Genomic DNA, 16,411 nt, shown 5'->3' on the forward strand with positions numbered 1-16,411 from the left:
CCCGCCCGTCCGGTACTTACGGATGATCAGTCAGACCGGAAAAACAAACCGGGGCCCGATGGTGATCGGGCCCCGGCGTAACTCACTCTATTCCGGCCTCGATTAGTTCAGGAGGGCCAGAATTGCCTGCTGCTGCTGACCGGCGATAGACAGCGACTGGATACCCAGCTGCTGGCGGGTCTGCAGGGCAACCAGGTTGGCGCCTTCTTCGTTCAGGTCGGCCAGGGTCAGCTTGTCTGCACCGCCCTGCAGCGTGTTCACGTAGGCTTCGGTGAAGTCAACGCGGGTCTGCAGAATGGCAACGTTGGTACCCAGTTCGGCGGAGACCGAACGAACGCGACTGATCGCCAGGTCAAGGTTGGAGACGATGTCATCCACAGCGGCAAGATAGGAGTTGTTCGTACCGATCTGGTTGAAGTCGGTGAAGGACAGGGCGTCCGTGTTCGCAAGGCCCGTGGCGGTCAGAGACGACAGACCGACGAAGCTTACGTTCGCTCCGAAGGTACCGGCGGCAACCACCGTGTTGATGCCCGTGAACAGCGAGCGCGTGCCCGTGGCCGTAACCGAGGTGGCGTTCAGGTCGAAACCGTCAACCTGCAGGCGCGAGGCCGTACGGGTCGAGAACGCGATATCCAGCTGCGAACCCGTGTTGTTCAGCAGGTTCAAGCCCTGATAGCTGGCGTCTTCGATCAGCTGCGAGATCTGGTTGCCCAGCTCTTCGAACTGCGTGGTCGACGACGCGCGCTCCGTGGCGGTCTGGGTCTTCGCGGCTTCGGCAACACCCTTCATCTGCTTGAGCAGCGAGTCGACGCTGTCCAGCGTGTCGAGGGCGGCGGTAATGGAGGAAATGCCCTGATCGATACCGTCCTTACGGTCGGTGAAGTCAGTGGCGCGGTCGCTCAGCGATTTCGCCTGGAAGAAGGACACCGCATTGTCGACCACCGAGTTGACCTTCTTACCGGTCGTCAGGCGGTTCTGGGTGCGGTCAGACAAATCCGCGACGTTCTGCAGGGTCAGCAGAGCGCTACGTTGGGCGGAAGTAAGGGTAATATCACCGGACATGGCTCAGTTCCTTTCTGGATTGCCAATATGTAACGTCACGCTTCTGCGGACGGGTCGAACGACTTCGCTCGAACATTGACGGATATAGAAGCTGCCGAACAGGCTGTCAACAAAAAAGCGACTCCTCGTTTCCGCCCCACCGCTTCACACCATTCCGCCCCGAAACCTGACATTGGCGCATGAACGCTTCGGCATCGTATTACACCAATTTGACCGGGCCCGCGACGAAAACCGATGGACGGCCGCCCGTCAGGCCGCATGCAGGTCCTGGCATCCCGACCACAGTCATGGCACGCCTCTTGCTTGAAAAGCTGACGTCGTTCGAACGCAGCAGAAGCAAGGCCGAGCGACAGGCAGAAGGAACATCGAGCCATGGTTTCAAGAGTCAGCGTGACGGGGGTTCTTGCCCAGAACCTGTCCTTCATCACACAAAGCCGAAAGCAACTGGACCGCCTGAACTTCTCACTGGCTACCGGCCAGAATTTTCAGGAATTGAAGTTCTATGGTCAGGATGCGTCACGGATCGTCGATCTTCGCAAAGACATCGAGGCGCGGGAATCCTATCTGCGCTCCATTGAGGTGACCCAATCCACCGCCGCTTCCTATGACGCGATCCTGGAGCGGCTTGTCGAGATGACGTCGGACGCCCTTTCCGCGGCCGAGCCGCTGTCCAGTCAGGATGTGGACTTTCCTACGACAACGACCGTGCTGGCGAACAACTTCATGCTGGAGCTTGAGGCCAACCTGAACATCAAGCTGGGCGACCGCTTCATTTTCGCCGGGTCCAATTTCGGAACGGCGCCGGTCACGGATCTGCGGACATTGACGCTGTATAATACGACGGACCTGGTATCGAACGGCGCCACCGCGAACGCGATCGAGACCGCCGACACCCTGCCCCAACACACGGTAGACGCCGGCGGCGCGGCTTCGGTGGAATCCTACCTGACCGGATTTGCCGGGGCCAACACGATCGACGCGGCGGCCTATGCCCGGCTGCGAGTCACGATCACCGACAAGCAGCCGGTCAACTACAACCTTCGCGCCACAGAACCCGCCTTCCAGAATCTGGTCGAAGGCCTGCTGCGTCTGAAATCGGCGGCCCAGTCCGGTCTGACCGAAGATGAACGCGAGGAATTTCTCGGCGACGCCAGAAACGCCCTCGACACCGCACGCACGCAACTTCGCCAACTTCAGGCCAGCAACGGCACGATCCTGAACGAGCTGGAAAGAACGTCGCAGATCCATGAGGGATTCATCACCATTTCCCAGACCGCACTGGACGATTTGACCGTGGCGGATGAAGCGGAGGTGGCGGTGCGCATATCATCCCTGCAGACGCAGTTGGAGGCCTCTTTCACGACGATCGCGCGGCAAAGTCAGCTTACGCTGGTCAATTTCCTGCGCTGAATGATTTATGTCTTGCGGGCTGGATGGAGTGAACGTTAACCACACCTTTACGAAGCAATGATAGACTGACAAACTCATCGTCGCGGCTGGTCAACGCATCCAGACTGGACCAGATGATGATCGAACCGCTGAACAAAAGCTGCCCGGGGTACCATGTCGAATCCATACGCGTCCCAACAACGCGCCGCTCTGGAAAATGCACCGCCACAGGCAACAGAGGGCTATGCGCTGATCGAACTGGCAAGGCGCCTGGATGACGCAGCAAAGGTCCCCGAGAATATCGCCGCAATTCGCGATGTGGTGCGTCTGAACTGGCGGCTGTGGACGATCTTTCAGGCGGAACTCGTCGATCCGGAATGTCAGACCCCCCGGGCAATCCGCGAAAACCTGATCAACCTGTCGAACTTCATCGACAAGCGGTCGGCAGAACTCATCGCCAACCCGGAAGCGTCGAAGTTGACGGTGCTGGTCAACATCAACCGGCAGATTGGCGCCGGCCTGCTGGGCAGTCCGTCGGATGATGTGGAAGAGGCGGAGCGGCTGCGTCGCGAGTTCGCCGAATCCAACAAGTCGTCCGAGGCGAGCGACACGGCTGCTGCCGACAACGATCAAGCCCCGCCGACACTTCAGCCGGCCGCCACCGATCACGAGGCGTGAGCGGGACGGCACCTCACGCAGTGCCCGAGCCACCGCCAACGGCGGTGGAGCATTCCGGCCCCATAGACATTGTGCTGTTAATGAAGAAACCCGAGGCCGCTTTCTGCGAAGCGGCCTTGAAGCGGTGTGCCGGCGAGTTGAGAATTGTGCGGGCCGGCAGTGTCGACGAAATGGTTGCAGCGCGCAACAGGCTCAGCGGCAATGCCAGGCTCATCGGGTTTTCGACATCGGTCGTCGTCCCGGGCCCGGAGCTGAAATTCTACGGCGGGGGTGCCTACAACTTTCACCCCGGACCGCCCGAATACCCCGGCAACCGACCTTCTGCCTTCGCATGCTACGATCAGTCGAAGATCTTCGGCGTCACTTTTCACCGCATGGTCGCCCGAGTCGATTCAGGGGAGATCCTGGACTGCGAACGCTTCCCGACCCATGGCTTGACCACCGCCGGTGCGTTGGCAATCCTTGCCTATCAGCGTCTTGCGCGGCTCTTCCTCAACAATGTCGTGTCCCTGGCGACACTCAATGCCGATCTGGACGGCAATGGTGAGACCTGGTCGGGCAGAAAGACGACCCTCGCCCATTTCGACGCCATGCGCCGTGTCCCCGGAGACGTCGACCCGGTCGAGCTGGACCGGCGACTGCGCGCATTCAATTGGGTTTACACGCCCCTGCCGGCGGACCATGAAGCGGCCGGGCTTGCTTCGGAACACAAATCCCTGCTCCTCAAGGCATCGCAGGGGCCGACCTGAACCCTTCAGGCGTCCTCGCCGGCGGCTTCTTCTTCCACGGGCCAAAGTCCGAGGCTCTTGAACCGCTCGGTCTCGTGTTCGATGAGCGGATGCGTCGCACGCAGTGCATTGTAAAGCGAACCGCTTTCGATCTCCGTCCGGATTTTCTTCACGTGATCCCCGGCACTCGGCGCCGCGCTCTCGTACTGTTGCAGGAACTCAAGGGCGATCTGGCGATATTTGGGCCGCTCATCCTCGAACATATAGGCGCATTGCAGCGCGTAGTAGATCCGCCGCGCCGGGCTTTGCGCATCCTCTTCGCTCATCACTTCCTTGCGTCGAAGGATGTCCGCCCGGTTATGGAGAACGATTGTCGTCGCCTCGCCGGCATTCTCCAGAACGGCGCCATTGATGATGATCCGTTCCTTTGACGGCAGCTTGATTCGCAGCGGCATAACACAATCCCTCCCGTTCTCGGACGCGATGGGCCGCGCCGGTACTGACAGTTTCTATATAATGGTTCGCATTTGTGGCGCAAACCGTCCTCGCGCCGCCCCAGACTTGCAATTTTCGAGATTTGACGTCATATTGAGTGCAGTGGACTGGTGTGTCCGTGCCAATATCCCTGAATCTTTCGGACACCCAGGGACCACACGCACGATAGCAGAAGCTGTCGAGGAGACGAGAAATGGACGTCAATCTTACACCGCAAGTGCCGCTGCAGCAGAACAGCCAGTCGCAGCCGGCCCCCAACGCAACGGCACAGGCAGGCGCGACCAGCACGGTTCAAAACGTGCCGGACAACGTCGTGACGGCTGCGACCGAGAACACCGAAGCCAATGCCCGGGAGGACGACGCCCTGCGCCGTCAAGAACGCTCCCAGCGTGAGCAAGGCGTTTCGGCCCTGCAGGACCTGGAGATTGCAGGCTTGCGTACGCGCGTCGACTTCGATGTCGAGGAAGACCGGGTTTTCCTGGAAATCCTTTTGCCGCGGACGGAAGAGGTGATCCGCCGAATTCCGTCGGAAAGTCTGATCGAGTTCCTGCAGTCGCAGGTCGACCGGATTACCGCGCGGCCCAGCGCCAGTTCGCAGGCTTTCGATCAGTCGATCTGATCTCCCGATCAGGGTTCGCATCGGACGGTGCCGGAAATCTCCGGCGCCGTTGCAGGCGTTCATCGCACCTGTTGCGACTCCTCGTTGATGCTCCCCGGGCCCGGGCAGAAGATTCCGCCTCACTGCTGGAATCGACCCGGATGAAACTGCCGACACAGGCAAGCCCCCTACCCGCCCGGCGCCAACCCCACAGAAAAATCCCTTATATAACAGTTCCCTAGAACGCCCTCGCCAGATTGGCCCGCCGCTTGCTGCATCCCCGGCAGATTTGACACTGGAGATGTGCCATGTCGGTGAGCAGCACGAACGAGAAGTACCAGGATCTGTTTTCCGTCACGGAAGCGACGCGGACAAACCGCGACCGCTCGAAGGACGAGGACGGCAACAAGGCCGCCGATGGTACGGAGGCCGGTTCTCTCGAAACCCGGTTTGCGGAACTGTTGAAGGGGCGCCTGACGGCCAATATCGTCTTCACACGTCTCGACAACACATTGAACCTGCCGCAGAAAGTCGTCGCAGACCGCCAGCAGGCACCGATCGTCGACCGCCGCGAGGATACGTCCAACGACGACGGCGTTGACGATTTCGATCCGACAAACAGCCTGGATGACGATGCCGCGACGGCAGCAGCCGCCCCGGCTGTCGCCGATGTCGACCGCCCGCGCGCACAACAGGCCCAGCCCACGGATGCGGGCAAGGTTAAGGCGACGGATGGAGGCGACACCGCGGCCGCCCAGAATAACCAGGGCCGGACCGACGGTCAGAACCAAACCAAGGCAGGCGATGGCAACACCGCTGCCCAGAACAACAGCTCCGCCGCCGCGAAGGCTGCACAGCGCACCGCCGCCGCGGAGAACGTGCCCGCAGAAGAGGTGCCCGCCGAACTGGCCGAGGCGGCGAAGAAGGCGGCGAAATCCGGCAACAACAAGATTGCCGCGACCGTAACCGATCACTCCAAGCAGGTCTCGTCGCAGCCGCAGACGACCCTGAGTGCCCGCGCGGCCGTGGATGCCGAAGCAGCCGGCAAGAAATCCGTGGCCGCCGACATCCAGGCCCAGGCCGAGGCTGACGGCGACGCCGCCGTCGAAGCCGAAGATGGGGCCAACAACATCTTCAATCGTCTGAAAGCACAGGCTGCTGCGGGTGGCTCCGCCAATGCGCAGGCCAAGAACGCCGCGAAGTCCGGGGCGGAAGGCGCCCAGGGCAACGCCGCCGCCTCTCAGGCCCAAAACAACCCCCAGGCCAATCCGACGGCCGCCGGATTGCCGCGCGCGGCCGCCGCAAGTGGTCAGTTCTCGGCCCTGACGGGTTCGACACAGAGCGGCACGACCGTTGACGCCGCGACCGGTGGCACAGCGACGATGGGCCAGAACAACAGCATCCAGGGCCGCACGGCGCCCAACCCGGCGGCCAGCGCCAACCGGCCGCCGCCGGTGCCGGCCCATGTCGTGGCCGACCAGGTGGCCGTGAACATTCAGAAGGGCGTTTCCCAGGGCCAGGATCGGATCACGGTTCAGTTGCGCCCGCAGGAGCTCGGCAAGGTCGAGATCAAGATGGAAATGACCCATGACGGCAAGATGACGGCCGTTGTCTCCGCCGAGCGTCCGGAAACCCTCGACATGCTGCGCCAGGATTCGCGCAGCCTGGTCCAGGCCCTGAACGATGCCGGCATGCAGGCGGACGAGAACAGTCTCAGCTTCTCGCTTCAGGGTGAGAATGCGGGCGATGGCGACGGACAGCAGAAGACCGCGAATGGCGGCCAGTCCGGCTCCGACCTTGCCGGGGACGACATGCTGGAGACCGGCTTCATTTTCGAAGAGACCGGCGGCTTCGACAGCGATGGCCGCCTGGACGTGAAGATCTAGGAGAGAGGCGCAATCCGTCCGCCGGCTATGCCCGGGCGATGCGAGGAGAGTGACCCATGGCGAACGACATCAATTCGCTGCTTCAGAACGGTTCGGTCAACACCCCGAACCAGACCGTGGAACAACTGCAGTCTCTGAACAGTCTTGCGTCGAACTTCGACAACTTCCTGACCATTCTGACGACGCAGTTGCAGAACCAGGACCCGCTGTCGCCGCTCGATACCCATGAATTCACCAATCAGCTGGTCATGTTCGCCGATGTCGAACAGTCGGTGCGCCAGAGCGGCCAGTTGGAGGACCTGATCGCGTTGACGCGCCTGAACGAGGCCAGCACCGCGGTCGGCTTCATGGGCAAGAACATCCAGGCGGACTACAACGAAGTCAATTTCCAGGGCGAGCAGGTCACCCTGTCCTATACCCTGCCGCAAGAGGCGGACGCCGCGACGATGGAAATCTACGATAGCGCAGGAGATCTGGTGCGCGTCATCACCGGCATTTCGCGGGAAATCGGCCAGCATAAAGTCGCCTGGGACGGCAAGGATCAGCAGGGAAACACCCTGCCGAACGGATCCTACAGCTTTCAGGTTGGCGCGCTGACCGAGGACGATCAGCCGATCGAGAAAATTACCTACAGAACAGAGGGAACGGTGACCGGTATCGAATTCGACAGCGGCGCGACGACCCTGTTGATGGGCAATGTCAGAATCCCGCTGTCGCGGGTCACACGGGTGGACGACCCGGCAGGCGCCTGATCATCGGCAACGCTGGTCCATACTTCGTCCCCAGGGACGCCTTTCGAGGAGCGGAGGATTAGAAAATGAGTATCTTCGGTGGTTTGCGGTCCGGCGTGTCCGGCCTCTTCGTGCAGAGCCAGTCAATGGCCATGATTTCGGACAACATCGCGAACGTGAACACGGTCGGTTACAAGGTGAACCGCCCGCGCTTCTCGACCCTGGTTACGACCCAGGCGTCGGAAACCCTCTTCGCTTCCGGTGGTGTGCAGTCCAAGGTGGGCCGTGAGATCGACGCTCAGGGCCTGCTGGCCGCTTCGACGGCATCGACCGACCTCGCGATCTCCGGCAAGGGGTTCTTCGCGGTCACCGACCAGGTGACGCTGAACTCGAACACCAACCGTTATGAGCCGACGGGGGAAATCTTCTACACCCGCGCCGGCGAATTCCGCGCGGACAAGGATGGGAACCTCGTCAATTCCGGCGGGTTCTTCCTGATGGGCTTCGGCCGGAACTCGACCGATACCGGGTTTGACGTCACGAACGTTCTGACCGCCATGAACGGGGTGAACGTAGCAAGCCAGTCCGCCTCCCCCGTTGCATCATCCGAAGTAACGCTGGCCGCGAACCTGCAGGCCTCCACGGCGACCGCGGGCACGTTCGATACCTCCATTCAGATCTTCGACCGTCAGGGGGCCCAGCGTACCCTGACGCTGACCTTCACGAAGTCGGGCGCGTCGGCGAACACCTGGAACGTAACGGGGACGCTGTCTGCGGGGAACTTCGTCGATCTTGATACCAACAATGACGGGACGGCAGCCGATGTCGATACCGGTGCCGGCTCCGACACCGCGGGCGATGACCAGTTGGGAACGGCTGAAACCAACGCATTCGTCAACGGCGGCGACTATTCGGGGAACGCCGACACCGCCATCGGCGGCACCAGTGTGAACTTCGGCAGTGTCCAGTTCAATCCGAACGGAACGCTTGCCGCCGTTTTCAACGGCCCCAACGGCGCCAATGACAACACCGGCTTCGCGCTGACCGGCGGCAACACGATGCAGGTCATGGTCGACTACGACGGCGATGCCACGACATCGGGCGATGCCGTTGCAATCGATATCAACCTCGGATCGATCAACGGCTCAGACGGGGTCAGCCAGTTCGAGGGTACCAGCGTCATCAACGACATTCAGCAGAACGGCAAGCAGTTCGGCTCCCTGTCCTCCGTCTCGGTGGATGAGAACGGTGTCGTGACTGCCCTGTTCGACAACGGTGAGCAGCGTCAGCTGTTCCAGGTGCCGCTGGTCACGTTCAACAACCCGAACGGCCTGGATCCGCGCACCGGGAACGTCTTCGCCCAGACCGACAAGTCAGGTCAGGCGGTTGTGAAGGTGGCGAATACCGGTGGGGCGGGCCAGATTGCCTCCTCCTCACTGGAACAATCCACGGTCGATCTGGCGGACGAGTTCACGAAACTGATCGTCACGCAGCGCGCCTTTGCGGCGAATACGAGGATCATCACAACGGCGGACGAGATGCTCGACGAGTTGATCCGAGCGAAACGTTAACCTTCTTACCCCTACCAAATCTGCCTCACTTCAGGGCGCTTCCACCGGAAGCGCCCTGTTTCTTTGGGATATGCGATCATGCGCATTCAATAAAATTTTAGACATATTTATCCTTTATTAATATTTTAAGCTCATTCTTCCCTGCAGAGGGAGTTCGAGAGAAGTGAGAACGCGGAGGGCAAAACGATGGCCGAACACGGCAAGGCAGGTAGAACAGCGGAGAAAACGGAGATCGCACTTCCACCGGCAGATACACGCCGATGGGTGATTTCACGAAAGGCACAGGTGGTACGCGCGGTCGAGACCGGGATCCTAACGGAGCGGGAGGCCTGCCAGCGATACGATCTGACGCCGGAAGAATTGTCCGGGTGGCGCCAGATGGTGGAACGGCATGGTGTGCGGGGGCTGAGGGTGACACGCCTCCATCACTATCGCGAGGGGCAGGACTCACGCTAACGGTCTGAAAAGACTCAAGTCCTGATTCCAAGAAGTCGAATCACAGGTTTTGTGTGTCATACTTGTTATTGGAGATTCCCCTGGGGTTTAGTCTATATCTGGTGCATTTCTCCTTGCACCAAAACGAATATGGGTTATTTTCGCAAGGAGATAGGCAATTTCTGCCGACCTGATTTCTTCTGGTTACTTCGGCTGGCATGCTGGCTGCAAGGAACGAATCGGACCGGCAGAAAACGCGAATCGCCCTGGCAATCGATTCGACGCTAGAGCATAGGGAGACGCCGGTAGACCAGGATTTCGGTCTCCGGCCTTGGGGATTCCGGCAGGAGGGACGTCATGGCGGACGGACCTTTTCCTGGCGGCCGGAAGACAGAGGAGCGGAACTGTGGGCGGACTGCTGGATACCATTCGCAATATCGGCATGCCACGGCTGACGGCGATCGTTGCCGGGACCGCAACCATGCTGGGTCTGTTGCTATTCCTGGTCATCAACGGCGCCAAGCCGGAAATGGCCCTGCTCTACAGCGACCTGGACCCCCAATCGACAAACCAGATCGCCGATCAACTGGCCAGCCGCGGCGTTGAATACAGCATGTCCAACGACCAGTCGCGGATTTCCGTGCCGCGCGATCAGGTCTCGCAACTCCGTCTGGAATTCGCCGAACAGGGTCTCAGCGGTGGGGTCGTCGGCTACGACATCTTCGACCGAGACGAAAGCCTGGGACAGTCCAGTTTCGAGCAGGAAATCAACCGGCTGCGGGCGCTGGAAGGCGAGTTGTCGCGGACCATCGCATCGATCGACAATGTGCGCGGCGCCCGTGTCCACATCGTGATGCCGCGCCGGGAGGTCTTCACCCGTACGCCGCAGCAGGCAACCGCATCCATCATCATCAAGATGCGCGGCGCCTACCGTCTGGACCGCACGCAGACGGCCGCAATCCAGCAACTGGTCGCGACCGCGGTTCCGCAGCTTAGCCCGCAGAAGATCACCATCATCGACGATCGAGGCACCCTGCTCCATGGCGGCGGCGACACCGACGATGGTGGCCTGGGCGCGGACAGTATTGCCGACATGCGCACCGGCTTCGAAAGCCGTCTTTCGGGCAAGGTCACCGAAATGCTGGAACGCGTCGTCGGCGTCGGCAAGGCGCGGGTCGAAATCAGCGCGGAGATGGATTTCTCCCAGGAAGTTCAGAACATTCAGTCCTATGACCCGGAACAACAGGTCCTGGTCTCCTCCCGCGAGACGGAAAACACGTCGCAGTCTTCCGAAGCAGCCCAGGACAATGTGACTGTCGGAAACAACCTCCCGGACGCCGGCGGGCTGGGCGGGGGCGCGTCAGGCGATACCGAAACCTCGACCAGCACGGAATCGATCCAGAATTTCCAGACCGGCAACACCCGCACGGAACGTATTGTGCCGCCAGGCCGGGTGGAACGCCTGTCGGTTGCCGTCGTCGTCGACGGCATCCGCCAGCCTGACGGCACCTATGAAAGCCGCTCTGACGAGGAGATGGAAGTTCTGCGGGAACTGGTGGAATCCGCCGTCGGGGTCGATCGCGGCCGCGGCGATCAGGTGACCATCCACAATCTGCGCTTCGAGGACGTGCCGGTCTACGAGCCGCTGGACGAGCAGGAGGTGCTGGGCATCCCGATCCCGGTGTCCGATCTGCGCGCAATCGGTCAGACGTCGATCATCGCCCTGCTGGTGCTGCTGATCGCCTTCGTGATCGTCCGCCCGCTGGTAACCCGGCTGCTGGACATGCAGCAACAGGCCGCCGCCGCGCGTGCTGCCGCGGATCAGCCGACCATGATCACCGATCAGTCCGGCGGCGCCGTCGCCGCGGCAGGCGGCATGGAAGGCGCGATGGTGCCGCACGAGGGTGGCGAAGAGTTCGAATCCATGATCGACATCGCCCATATCGAAGGCCGGGTGAAGGCGTCGTCCCTGAAGAAGATCGGCGAGATCGTCGATAAGCATCCGGAAGAGGCCGTTTCGATCCTGCGGAATTGGATGTATCAGGAATCGAACTAAATTTAGTGAAACGCGTCGGGTTCCAGCGGTTTACCATGTTGGAACCGCCGGACTCGCCGTATAAGGATGGATTGGATGCCCGACCCGGGCGGCCGGGGGCGACCGGTCCCGCGTCCGGGCGGATGCGAGTAGAGAAATTGGCGACACCGGAACGATGCGCGTACGCGACGACTACAGAAGTCTGAACGGCCCAGAGAAAGCCGCCATGATGATCCTGGCCATCGGCGAGGACAACGCGGTCAAGCTGTTCACGCATATGGACGACGAGGAAATCCGCGAGATTTCCCAGACCATGGCCAATCTGGGCACGGTCAGTTCCAATCTGGTCGAGCGCCTTTTCGTGGAGTTCGCGGAGCAGATTTCCTCCACCGGATCGCTGGTCGGTTCCTACGAGTCCACCGAACGGTTGCTGGCCAAGGCCCTGGACCCGGACAAGGTCGCGCAGATCATGGAGGAAATCCGTGGTCCCGCCGGCCGGACAATGTGGGACAAGCTGGCGAATGTGAACGAAGTCGTCCTCGCCAACTATCTGAAGAACGAATACCCGCAGACCGTCGCCGTCGTCCTGTCGAAGATCAAGTCGGACCATGCCAGCCGGGTGCTGGCCGCCCTGCCCGAGAGCTTCGCGATGGAGGTCATCATGCGCATGTTGCGCATGGAGGCCGTGCAGAAGGAGGTCCTGGACGATGTCGAACGCACCCTGCGCAACGAGTTCATGACCAACCTGGCCCGCACGGCGCGACGCGACAGCCACGAGATGATGGCGGAAATCTTCAACGCGCTGGACCGGAACACCGAGAACCGGTTCATGACGCTTCTGGAAGAGCGGAACCGCGACAGCGCGGAACGCATCAAGGCGCTGATGTTCACCTTCGAGGATCTGCAGAAACTGGATCCAAGCGGAATCCAGACGCTGTTGCGGAATGTCGACAAGGACAAGCTGGGCACGGCCCTGAAGGGCTCGTCCGAGCAGATCAAGGAAATGTTCTTCTCCAACATGTCCGAACGCGCCGCCAAGATTCTGCGCGAGGACATGAATGCCATGGGTCCGGTCCGTCTGCGCGACGTCGACGAGGCCCAGATGGAGATGGTCAATCTGGCCAAGGACCTGGCCGCCAAGGGCGAGATCGTGATCTCCGAAGGCGGCGCCGACGACGAGTTGATCTATTGAGCGCGGAACGCAACGGAGCCGCCCTGTAATGGCGAAATCGGCCCGGAAGGTAAACATGAAGCCGTTCCTGTTCGAGCGCACGTTCGACGAGCGCGGCAACGACCTGACTGCCCTGAAGAAGGCGGCCGAGGAGAAGGCTGCGGCGGAATCGGAGGCGGCCGAACCCGCGGAACCCGAAGTTCCGGTCATCTATACCGAGGACGACCTCGCCGCGGCCAAGCAGGACTCCTACATGGAGGGGCATGCCGACGGATTCCGCGAAGGCCATGCCGAGGCGATGGACTCGCTGGAACAGCAGTTAAACGACCTGCTGGAGCGCCTGGCGCCGCTGGTGTCCGAGCTGGGTGAGGCACAGCGCAACGCGAATGAGCGTGCGCAGGCCAACATGGCGCGGATCGTGCAGGAACTGATGACGAAGATCATGCCGGTCTATATCCGCAAGCATGGCTGCGACGAGGCCCTGGCCGTCGTGTCAGAATGCCTGGCTGAATTGCAAGATCCAGGGCGCCTGACGATCCATTTGTCGGAGGAAACGGCGGACTTGCTGGGGGATCGGCTGAACAAGGCGGCACAGCGCGCCGGGTTCGAAGGTCAGATCCGTCTTCTGACGGATGAGGAACTGGGTCCGTCCGACGTTCGTGTAGATTGGGGAGCCGGCGGCGCGGAACGGCAATACGAGACGATCAAATCCGCCATCGATGAAGCCATCGACCGTGCCGTGGCCCGGATCGAGGCGGAACTGAACGAGGACGAGGCGGCGGAACCCAGCCGCGAGGCCGTGATGTCACAGCCCGCGGAGGCGCCGCAGCCCGATGCCGCTCTGGACGCGGCTGACGAAACGCCGGACGATACCGGGATGGATCCCGGTCCGGACCCGGCGGAGGAGCGATAGGATATGGCAGACGAAAACGATCCCCAGGACGAAAACGGTCAACCGCCGGAAGCGGTGGCGGCCGAAGGCGGTGCCACGCCGAACGACTTCGATCTGCAGGAGCTCGGAGACGGCACCAGTACGGACGACTACCTCGACCCGCGTGCCGCCGAATTGATGGCGCCGACGGGTGCCCGCGATCTGGAGGCCGTCTACGAGATCCCGGTGCAGGTTGCCGCGGTTTTGGGCAAGGCGTCGATGCAGGTCAGTCAGCTGCTGAAACTGGGCCGCGGCGCGGTGGTGGAACTGGACCGCAAGGTCGGTGAAGCGATCGACATCTACGTCAACAACCGGCTTGTCGCGCGTGGCGAGGTGGTTCTGGTCGATGACAAGTTGGGCGTGACCATGACGGAAATCATCAAATCCGATAAGTCGCAGACCTGATCGGACAGAGGGCGTCGATGGCAACCGATACGCAGCCGGGACAAGGCGGTCAGCGCCCCCTCACCCAACCCGCAACCCGCGGGTCGGTGGATATCGCCACGATTTTCGGCATTCTCGGCGCTGCCATTCTGATCGGAACGGCCATCGTTCTGGGCGGCAGCCCGAGTTCCTTCATTGATTATCCTTCGGTTCTAATCGTCATCGGCGGCACCTTTGGCGTCGTTACGGCCTGTTTCTCGCTTCGTGACATGGCGGGGGCCTTTCGCACCGTCGGGCGAACCTTCTTCCGTAGCAACCTGGACGCCGGCGAGGCCGCGACGCAGCTCCTGCAATTGGCGCAGATCGCCCGCTATCGCGGTGTCTTGGCCATTCAGAGCTACATGCCCGCCGTCGAAGACCGCGAAATGCTGCGGGCCGGCCTGTCCATGGTCGTCGACGGCACGCCGGGGGAGGATGTCGAACGCATCATGCGGCGCGAAGTACAGGCCATCGCCCAGCGTCAGAGCCGATCGGTCTCGATCCTGAAGAAGGCAGCGGAAATTTCCCCGGCCATGGGCTTGATCGGTACCCTGGTCGGGCTGATCCAGATGCTGGCAAATCTCGACGACCCCAATACGATCGGACCGTCCATGGCGGTCGCGCTGCTGACCACCTTCTACGGCGCCCTGCTGTCCAACGTCGTGTTCACGCCCCTGGCCTCCAAGATGGAGCGTAATGCGACCGAGGAAATGCTGCTGAACCAGCTTTACGTCATGGCGGCGTCCTCAATCGGGCGTCAGGAAAACCCTCGCCGCCTCGAGATGTTGTTCAATACCGTTCTGCCCCCGTCTCAGCGGGTGGACTATTTCGGATAGGTCCCATGAAGCTTTTGATTATCGGCACACTGGAAGGACATATGACCGGCGCCAGCCAGATCGCGATCAAGCGCGGCGCCAAGGTCGCTGCGGTGGATTCCATCGATCAGGGGCTGGAGCATCTCCGGTCAGGCAAGGGTGCGGACCTAGTTCTGATCGACGTCCGGCTGAATGTCGAACGCCTGTGCAAGGGGCTGGAGGCGGAGCATATCAACACGCCGGTCGTCGCCTGCGGTATCGAAGGAACCGAAGCGTCCGCCGCCGCAGGTGCCATCCGGGCCGGCGCGAAGGAATATCTGCCGCTGCCGCCGGATCCGGACCTGATCGCCGCCGTGCTGGAAGCCGTCGCCGAAGAAAGCAGCAGCATCATCCATCGCGATCCGGCGACCCAGCGCGTCATCAAATTGGCCGATCAGATCGCGCCGTCCGACGCATCGGTCCTGATCACCGGGCAGTCCGGTACAGGCAAGGAAGTGATGGCGCGCTACATCCATGCCAAGTCGCGGCGTGCGACCGGAAACTTCGTCGCCGTCAACTGCGCGGCAATCCCGGAGAACCTTCTGGAAAGCGAGCTTTTCGGACATGAGAAGGGCGCCTTCTCCGGCGCCATCGCACGCCGTGTCGGCAAGTTCGAGGAGGCGGATGGCGGCACCCTGCTGCTGGACGAGGTCAGCGAGATGGATCCGCGCCTTCAGGCCAAGCTGCTGCGCGCCATTCAGGAACGCGAGATCGACCGGGTCGGCGGCAGCAAGCCGGTCAAGGTGGATGTCCGCATCCTGGCGACCTCAAACCGCAATCTTCAGGAATCCGTGAAGGCGGGCGATTTCCGCGAAGATCTCTACTATCGCCTGAACGTGGTCAATCTGAGCCTGCCCGCCCTGGCGGAGCGGCCGATGGATGTTCCGCTGCTGGCCGACTATTTCATCAAGAAGTATACCGAGGCCAACGGCATGCCGGTCCGCGCCCTGTCCAGGGATGCCGCCGCGATGCTGCAGGCCTATCATTGGCCGGGCAACGTCCGGGAGTTGGAGAACACGATGCATCGTGCTGTTCTGCTGGCCTCCGGTGATGAGATCGGCACGGATGCCATCCTGCTGACCGAAGCAGCTGCCGCTGCGTCGTCTCCTGCCGTGCCGAACGAAGCCCCCGCCGTCTCGCCGCCGCCGGAAGCCGCTGTTCCGGGATCGGTCGCCGGCAATGCCGGGGGCGATACGCAATCCATGGTCGGACGCACGGTGGCCGATGTCGAACGCGATCTGATCATCGGCACATTGGGACATTGCCTGGGCAACCGAACCCACGCGGCCAACATCCTGGGAATCTCGATCCGCACGCTGCGGAACAAGCTGAAACAGTATTCGGAAGAAGGTCACGCCGTCCCGGCGCCGGGCGAATCGTGACAGGTAGGCTGACGGGTTGCAGCGGCAATGACGCTGAAGGAT

Annotated in this window: 16 protein-coding genes; 14 read left to right on the plus strand and 2 right to left on the minus strand. The window is 61.6% G+C overall.

What is annotated here, in order from left to right:
* Positions 1 to 102: 102 nt before the first annotated feature.
* Positions 103 to 1,062: a flagellin gene (locus R8L07_20910; protein ID MDW3208004.1), complete on the minus strand. Its 960-nt coding sequence runs from the start codon at positions 1,060 to 1,062 to the stop codon at positions 103 to 105.
* Positions 1,063 to 1,434: 372 nt separating this feature from the next.
* On the opposite strand from R8L07_20910, the gene R8L07_20915 reads away from it, so the two are divergent.
* The 3 genes from R8L07_20915 (at position 1,435) to R8L07_20925 (ending at position 3,878) form a co-directional block, all read left to right on the plus strand.
* Positions 1,435 to 2,472, plus strand: a complete 1,038-nt coding sequence (locus R8L07_20915) for a flagellin (GenBank protein ID MDW3208005.1) — start codon at positions 1,435 to 1,437, stop codon at positions 2,470 to 2,472.
* Positions 2,473 to 2,625: 153 nt separating this feature from the next.
* Complete coding sequence (locus R8L07_20920) at positions 2,626 to 3,129, plus strand: flagellar biosynthesis regulator FlaF (protein ID MDW3208006.1); 504 nt, start codon at positions 2,626 to 2,628, stop codon at positions 3,127 to 3,129.
* An 80-nt stretch (positions 3,130 to 3,209) separates the two neighbouring features.
* Positions 3,210 to 3,878: a methionyl-tRNA formyltransferase gene (locus R8L07_20925; GenBank protein ID MDW3208007.1), complete on the plus strand. Its 669-nt coding sequence runs from the start codon at positions 3,210 to 3,212 to the stop codon at positions 3,876 to 3,878.
* Between the two features lie 5 nt (positions 3,879 to 3,883).
* Here the strand turns inward: R8L07_20925 and R8L07_20930 are convergent, their stop codons facing one another.
* Complete coding sequence (locus R8L07_20930) at positions 3,884 to 4,312, minus strand: flagellar biosynthesis repressor FlbT (GenBank protein ID MDW3208008.1); 429 nt, start codon at positions 4,310 to 4,312, stop codon at positions 3,884 to 3,886.
* Between the two features lie 233 nt (positions 4,313 to 4,545).
* Between R8L07_20930 and R8L07_20935 the strand changes: the two genes are divergently transcribed.
* The 11 genes from R8L07_20935 to R8L07_20985 all read left to right on the plus strand — a co-directional run bounded on the left by R8L07_20935 (position 4,546) and on the right by R8L07_20985 (position 16,369).
* Positions 4,546 to 4,971 carry a flagellar protein FlaG gene (locus R8L07_20935; protein ID MDW3208009.1) on the plus strand — a complete coding sequence of 142 codons (426 nt, stop codon included), beginning with the start codon at positions 4,546 to 4,548 and terminating at the stop codon, positions 4,969 to 4,971.
* A 287-nt stretch (positions 4,972 to 5,258) separates the two neighbouring features.
* Complete coding sequence (locus tag R8L07_20940; protein ID MDW3208010.1) at positions 5,259 to 6,836, plus strand: flagellar hook-length control protein FliK; 1,578 nt, start codon at positions 5,259 to 5,261, stop codon at positions 6,834 to 6,836.
* Between the two features lie 56 nt (positions 6,837 to 6,892).
* Positions 6,893 to 7,588, plus strand: coding sequence for a FlgD immunoglobulin-like domain containing protein (locus R8L07_20945; GenBank protein ID MDW3208011.1), 696 nt, complete (start codon positions 6,893 to 6,895; stop codon positions 7,586 to 7,588).
* Positions 7,589 to 7,653: 65 nt separating this feature from the next.
* Entirely contained in the window at positions 7,654 to 9,138 is a 1,485-nt protein-coding gene (locus R8L07_20950; protein MDW3208012.1) for a flagellar hook-basal body complex protein, read from the plus strand.
* Positions 9,139 to 9,324: 186 nt separating this feature from the next.
* The gene (locus R8L07_20955; protein MDW3208013.1) at positions 9,325 to 9,594 is read left to right on the plus strand and encodes a DUF1153 domain-containing protein; all 270 of its coding nucleotides are present in this window, start codon (positions 9,325 to 9,327) and stop codon (positions 9,592 to 9,594) included.
* A gap of 385 nt (positions 9,595 to 9,979) precedes the next feature.
* On the plus strand, positions 9,980 to 11,629 hold the full coding sequence (gene fliF / locus R8L07_20960) for a flagellar basal-body MS-ring/collar protein FliF (GenBank protein MDW3208014.1): 1,650 nt from the start codon (positions 9,980 to 9,982) through the stop codon (positions 11,627 to 11,629).
* A gap of 154 nt (positions 11,630 to 11,783) precedes the next feature.
* Positions 11,784 to 12,800 carry a flagellar motor switch protein FliG gene (gene fliG, locus R8L07_20965; protein MDW3208015.1) on the plus strand — a complete coding sequence of 339 codons (1,017 nt, stop codon included), beginning with the start codon at positions 11,784 to 11,786 and terminating at the stop codon, positions 12,798 to 12,800.
* 28 nt (positions 12,801 to 12,828) lie between these two features.
* Positions 12,829 to 13,692 (plus strand): FliH/SctL family protein, encoded by an 864-nt coding sequence (locus R8L07_20970; protein MDW3208016.1) that lies wholly within the window; start codon positions 12,829 to 12,831, stop codon positions 13,690 to 13,692.
* Positions 13,693 to 13,695: 3 nt separating this feature from the next.
* On the plus strand, positions 13,696 to 14,115 hold the full coding sequence (fliN, locus tag R8L07_20975) for a flagellar motor switch protein FliN (protein ID MDW3208017.1): 420 nt from the start codon (positions 13,696 to 13,698) through the stop codon (positions 14,113 to 14,115).
* Positions 14,116 to 14,132: 17 nt separating this feature from the next.
* On the plus strand, positions 14,133 to 14,969 hold the full coding sequence (locus tag R8L07_20980) for a MotA/TolQ/ExbB proton channel family protein (GenBank protein ID MDW3208018.1): 837 nt from the start codon (positions 14,133 to 14,135) through the stop codon (positions 14,967 to 14,969).
* 5 nt (positions 14,970 to 14,974) lie between these two features.
* Positions 14,975 to 16,369: a sigma-54 dependent transcriptional regulator gene (locus R8L07_20985; GenBank protein ID MDW3208019.1), complete on the plus strand. Its 1,395-nt coding sequence runs from the start codon at positions 14,975 to 14,977 to the stop codon at positions 16,367 to 16,369.
* The last annotated feature ends 42 nt before the right edge of the window (positions 16,370 to 16,411 follow it).

It is taken from the genome of Alphaproteobacteria bacterium (assembly GCA_033344895.1).
GTDB lineage: Bacteria > Pseudomonadota > Alphaproteobacteria > UBA8366 > Aestuariispiraceae > Pacificispira.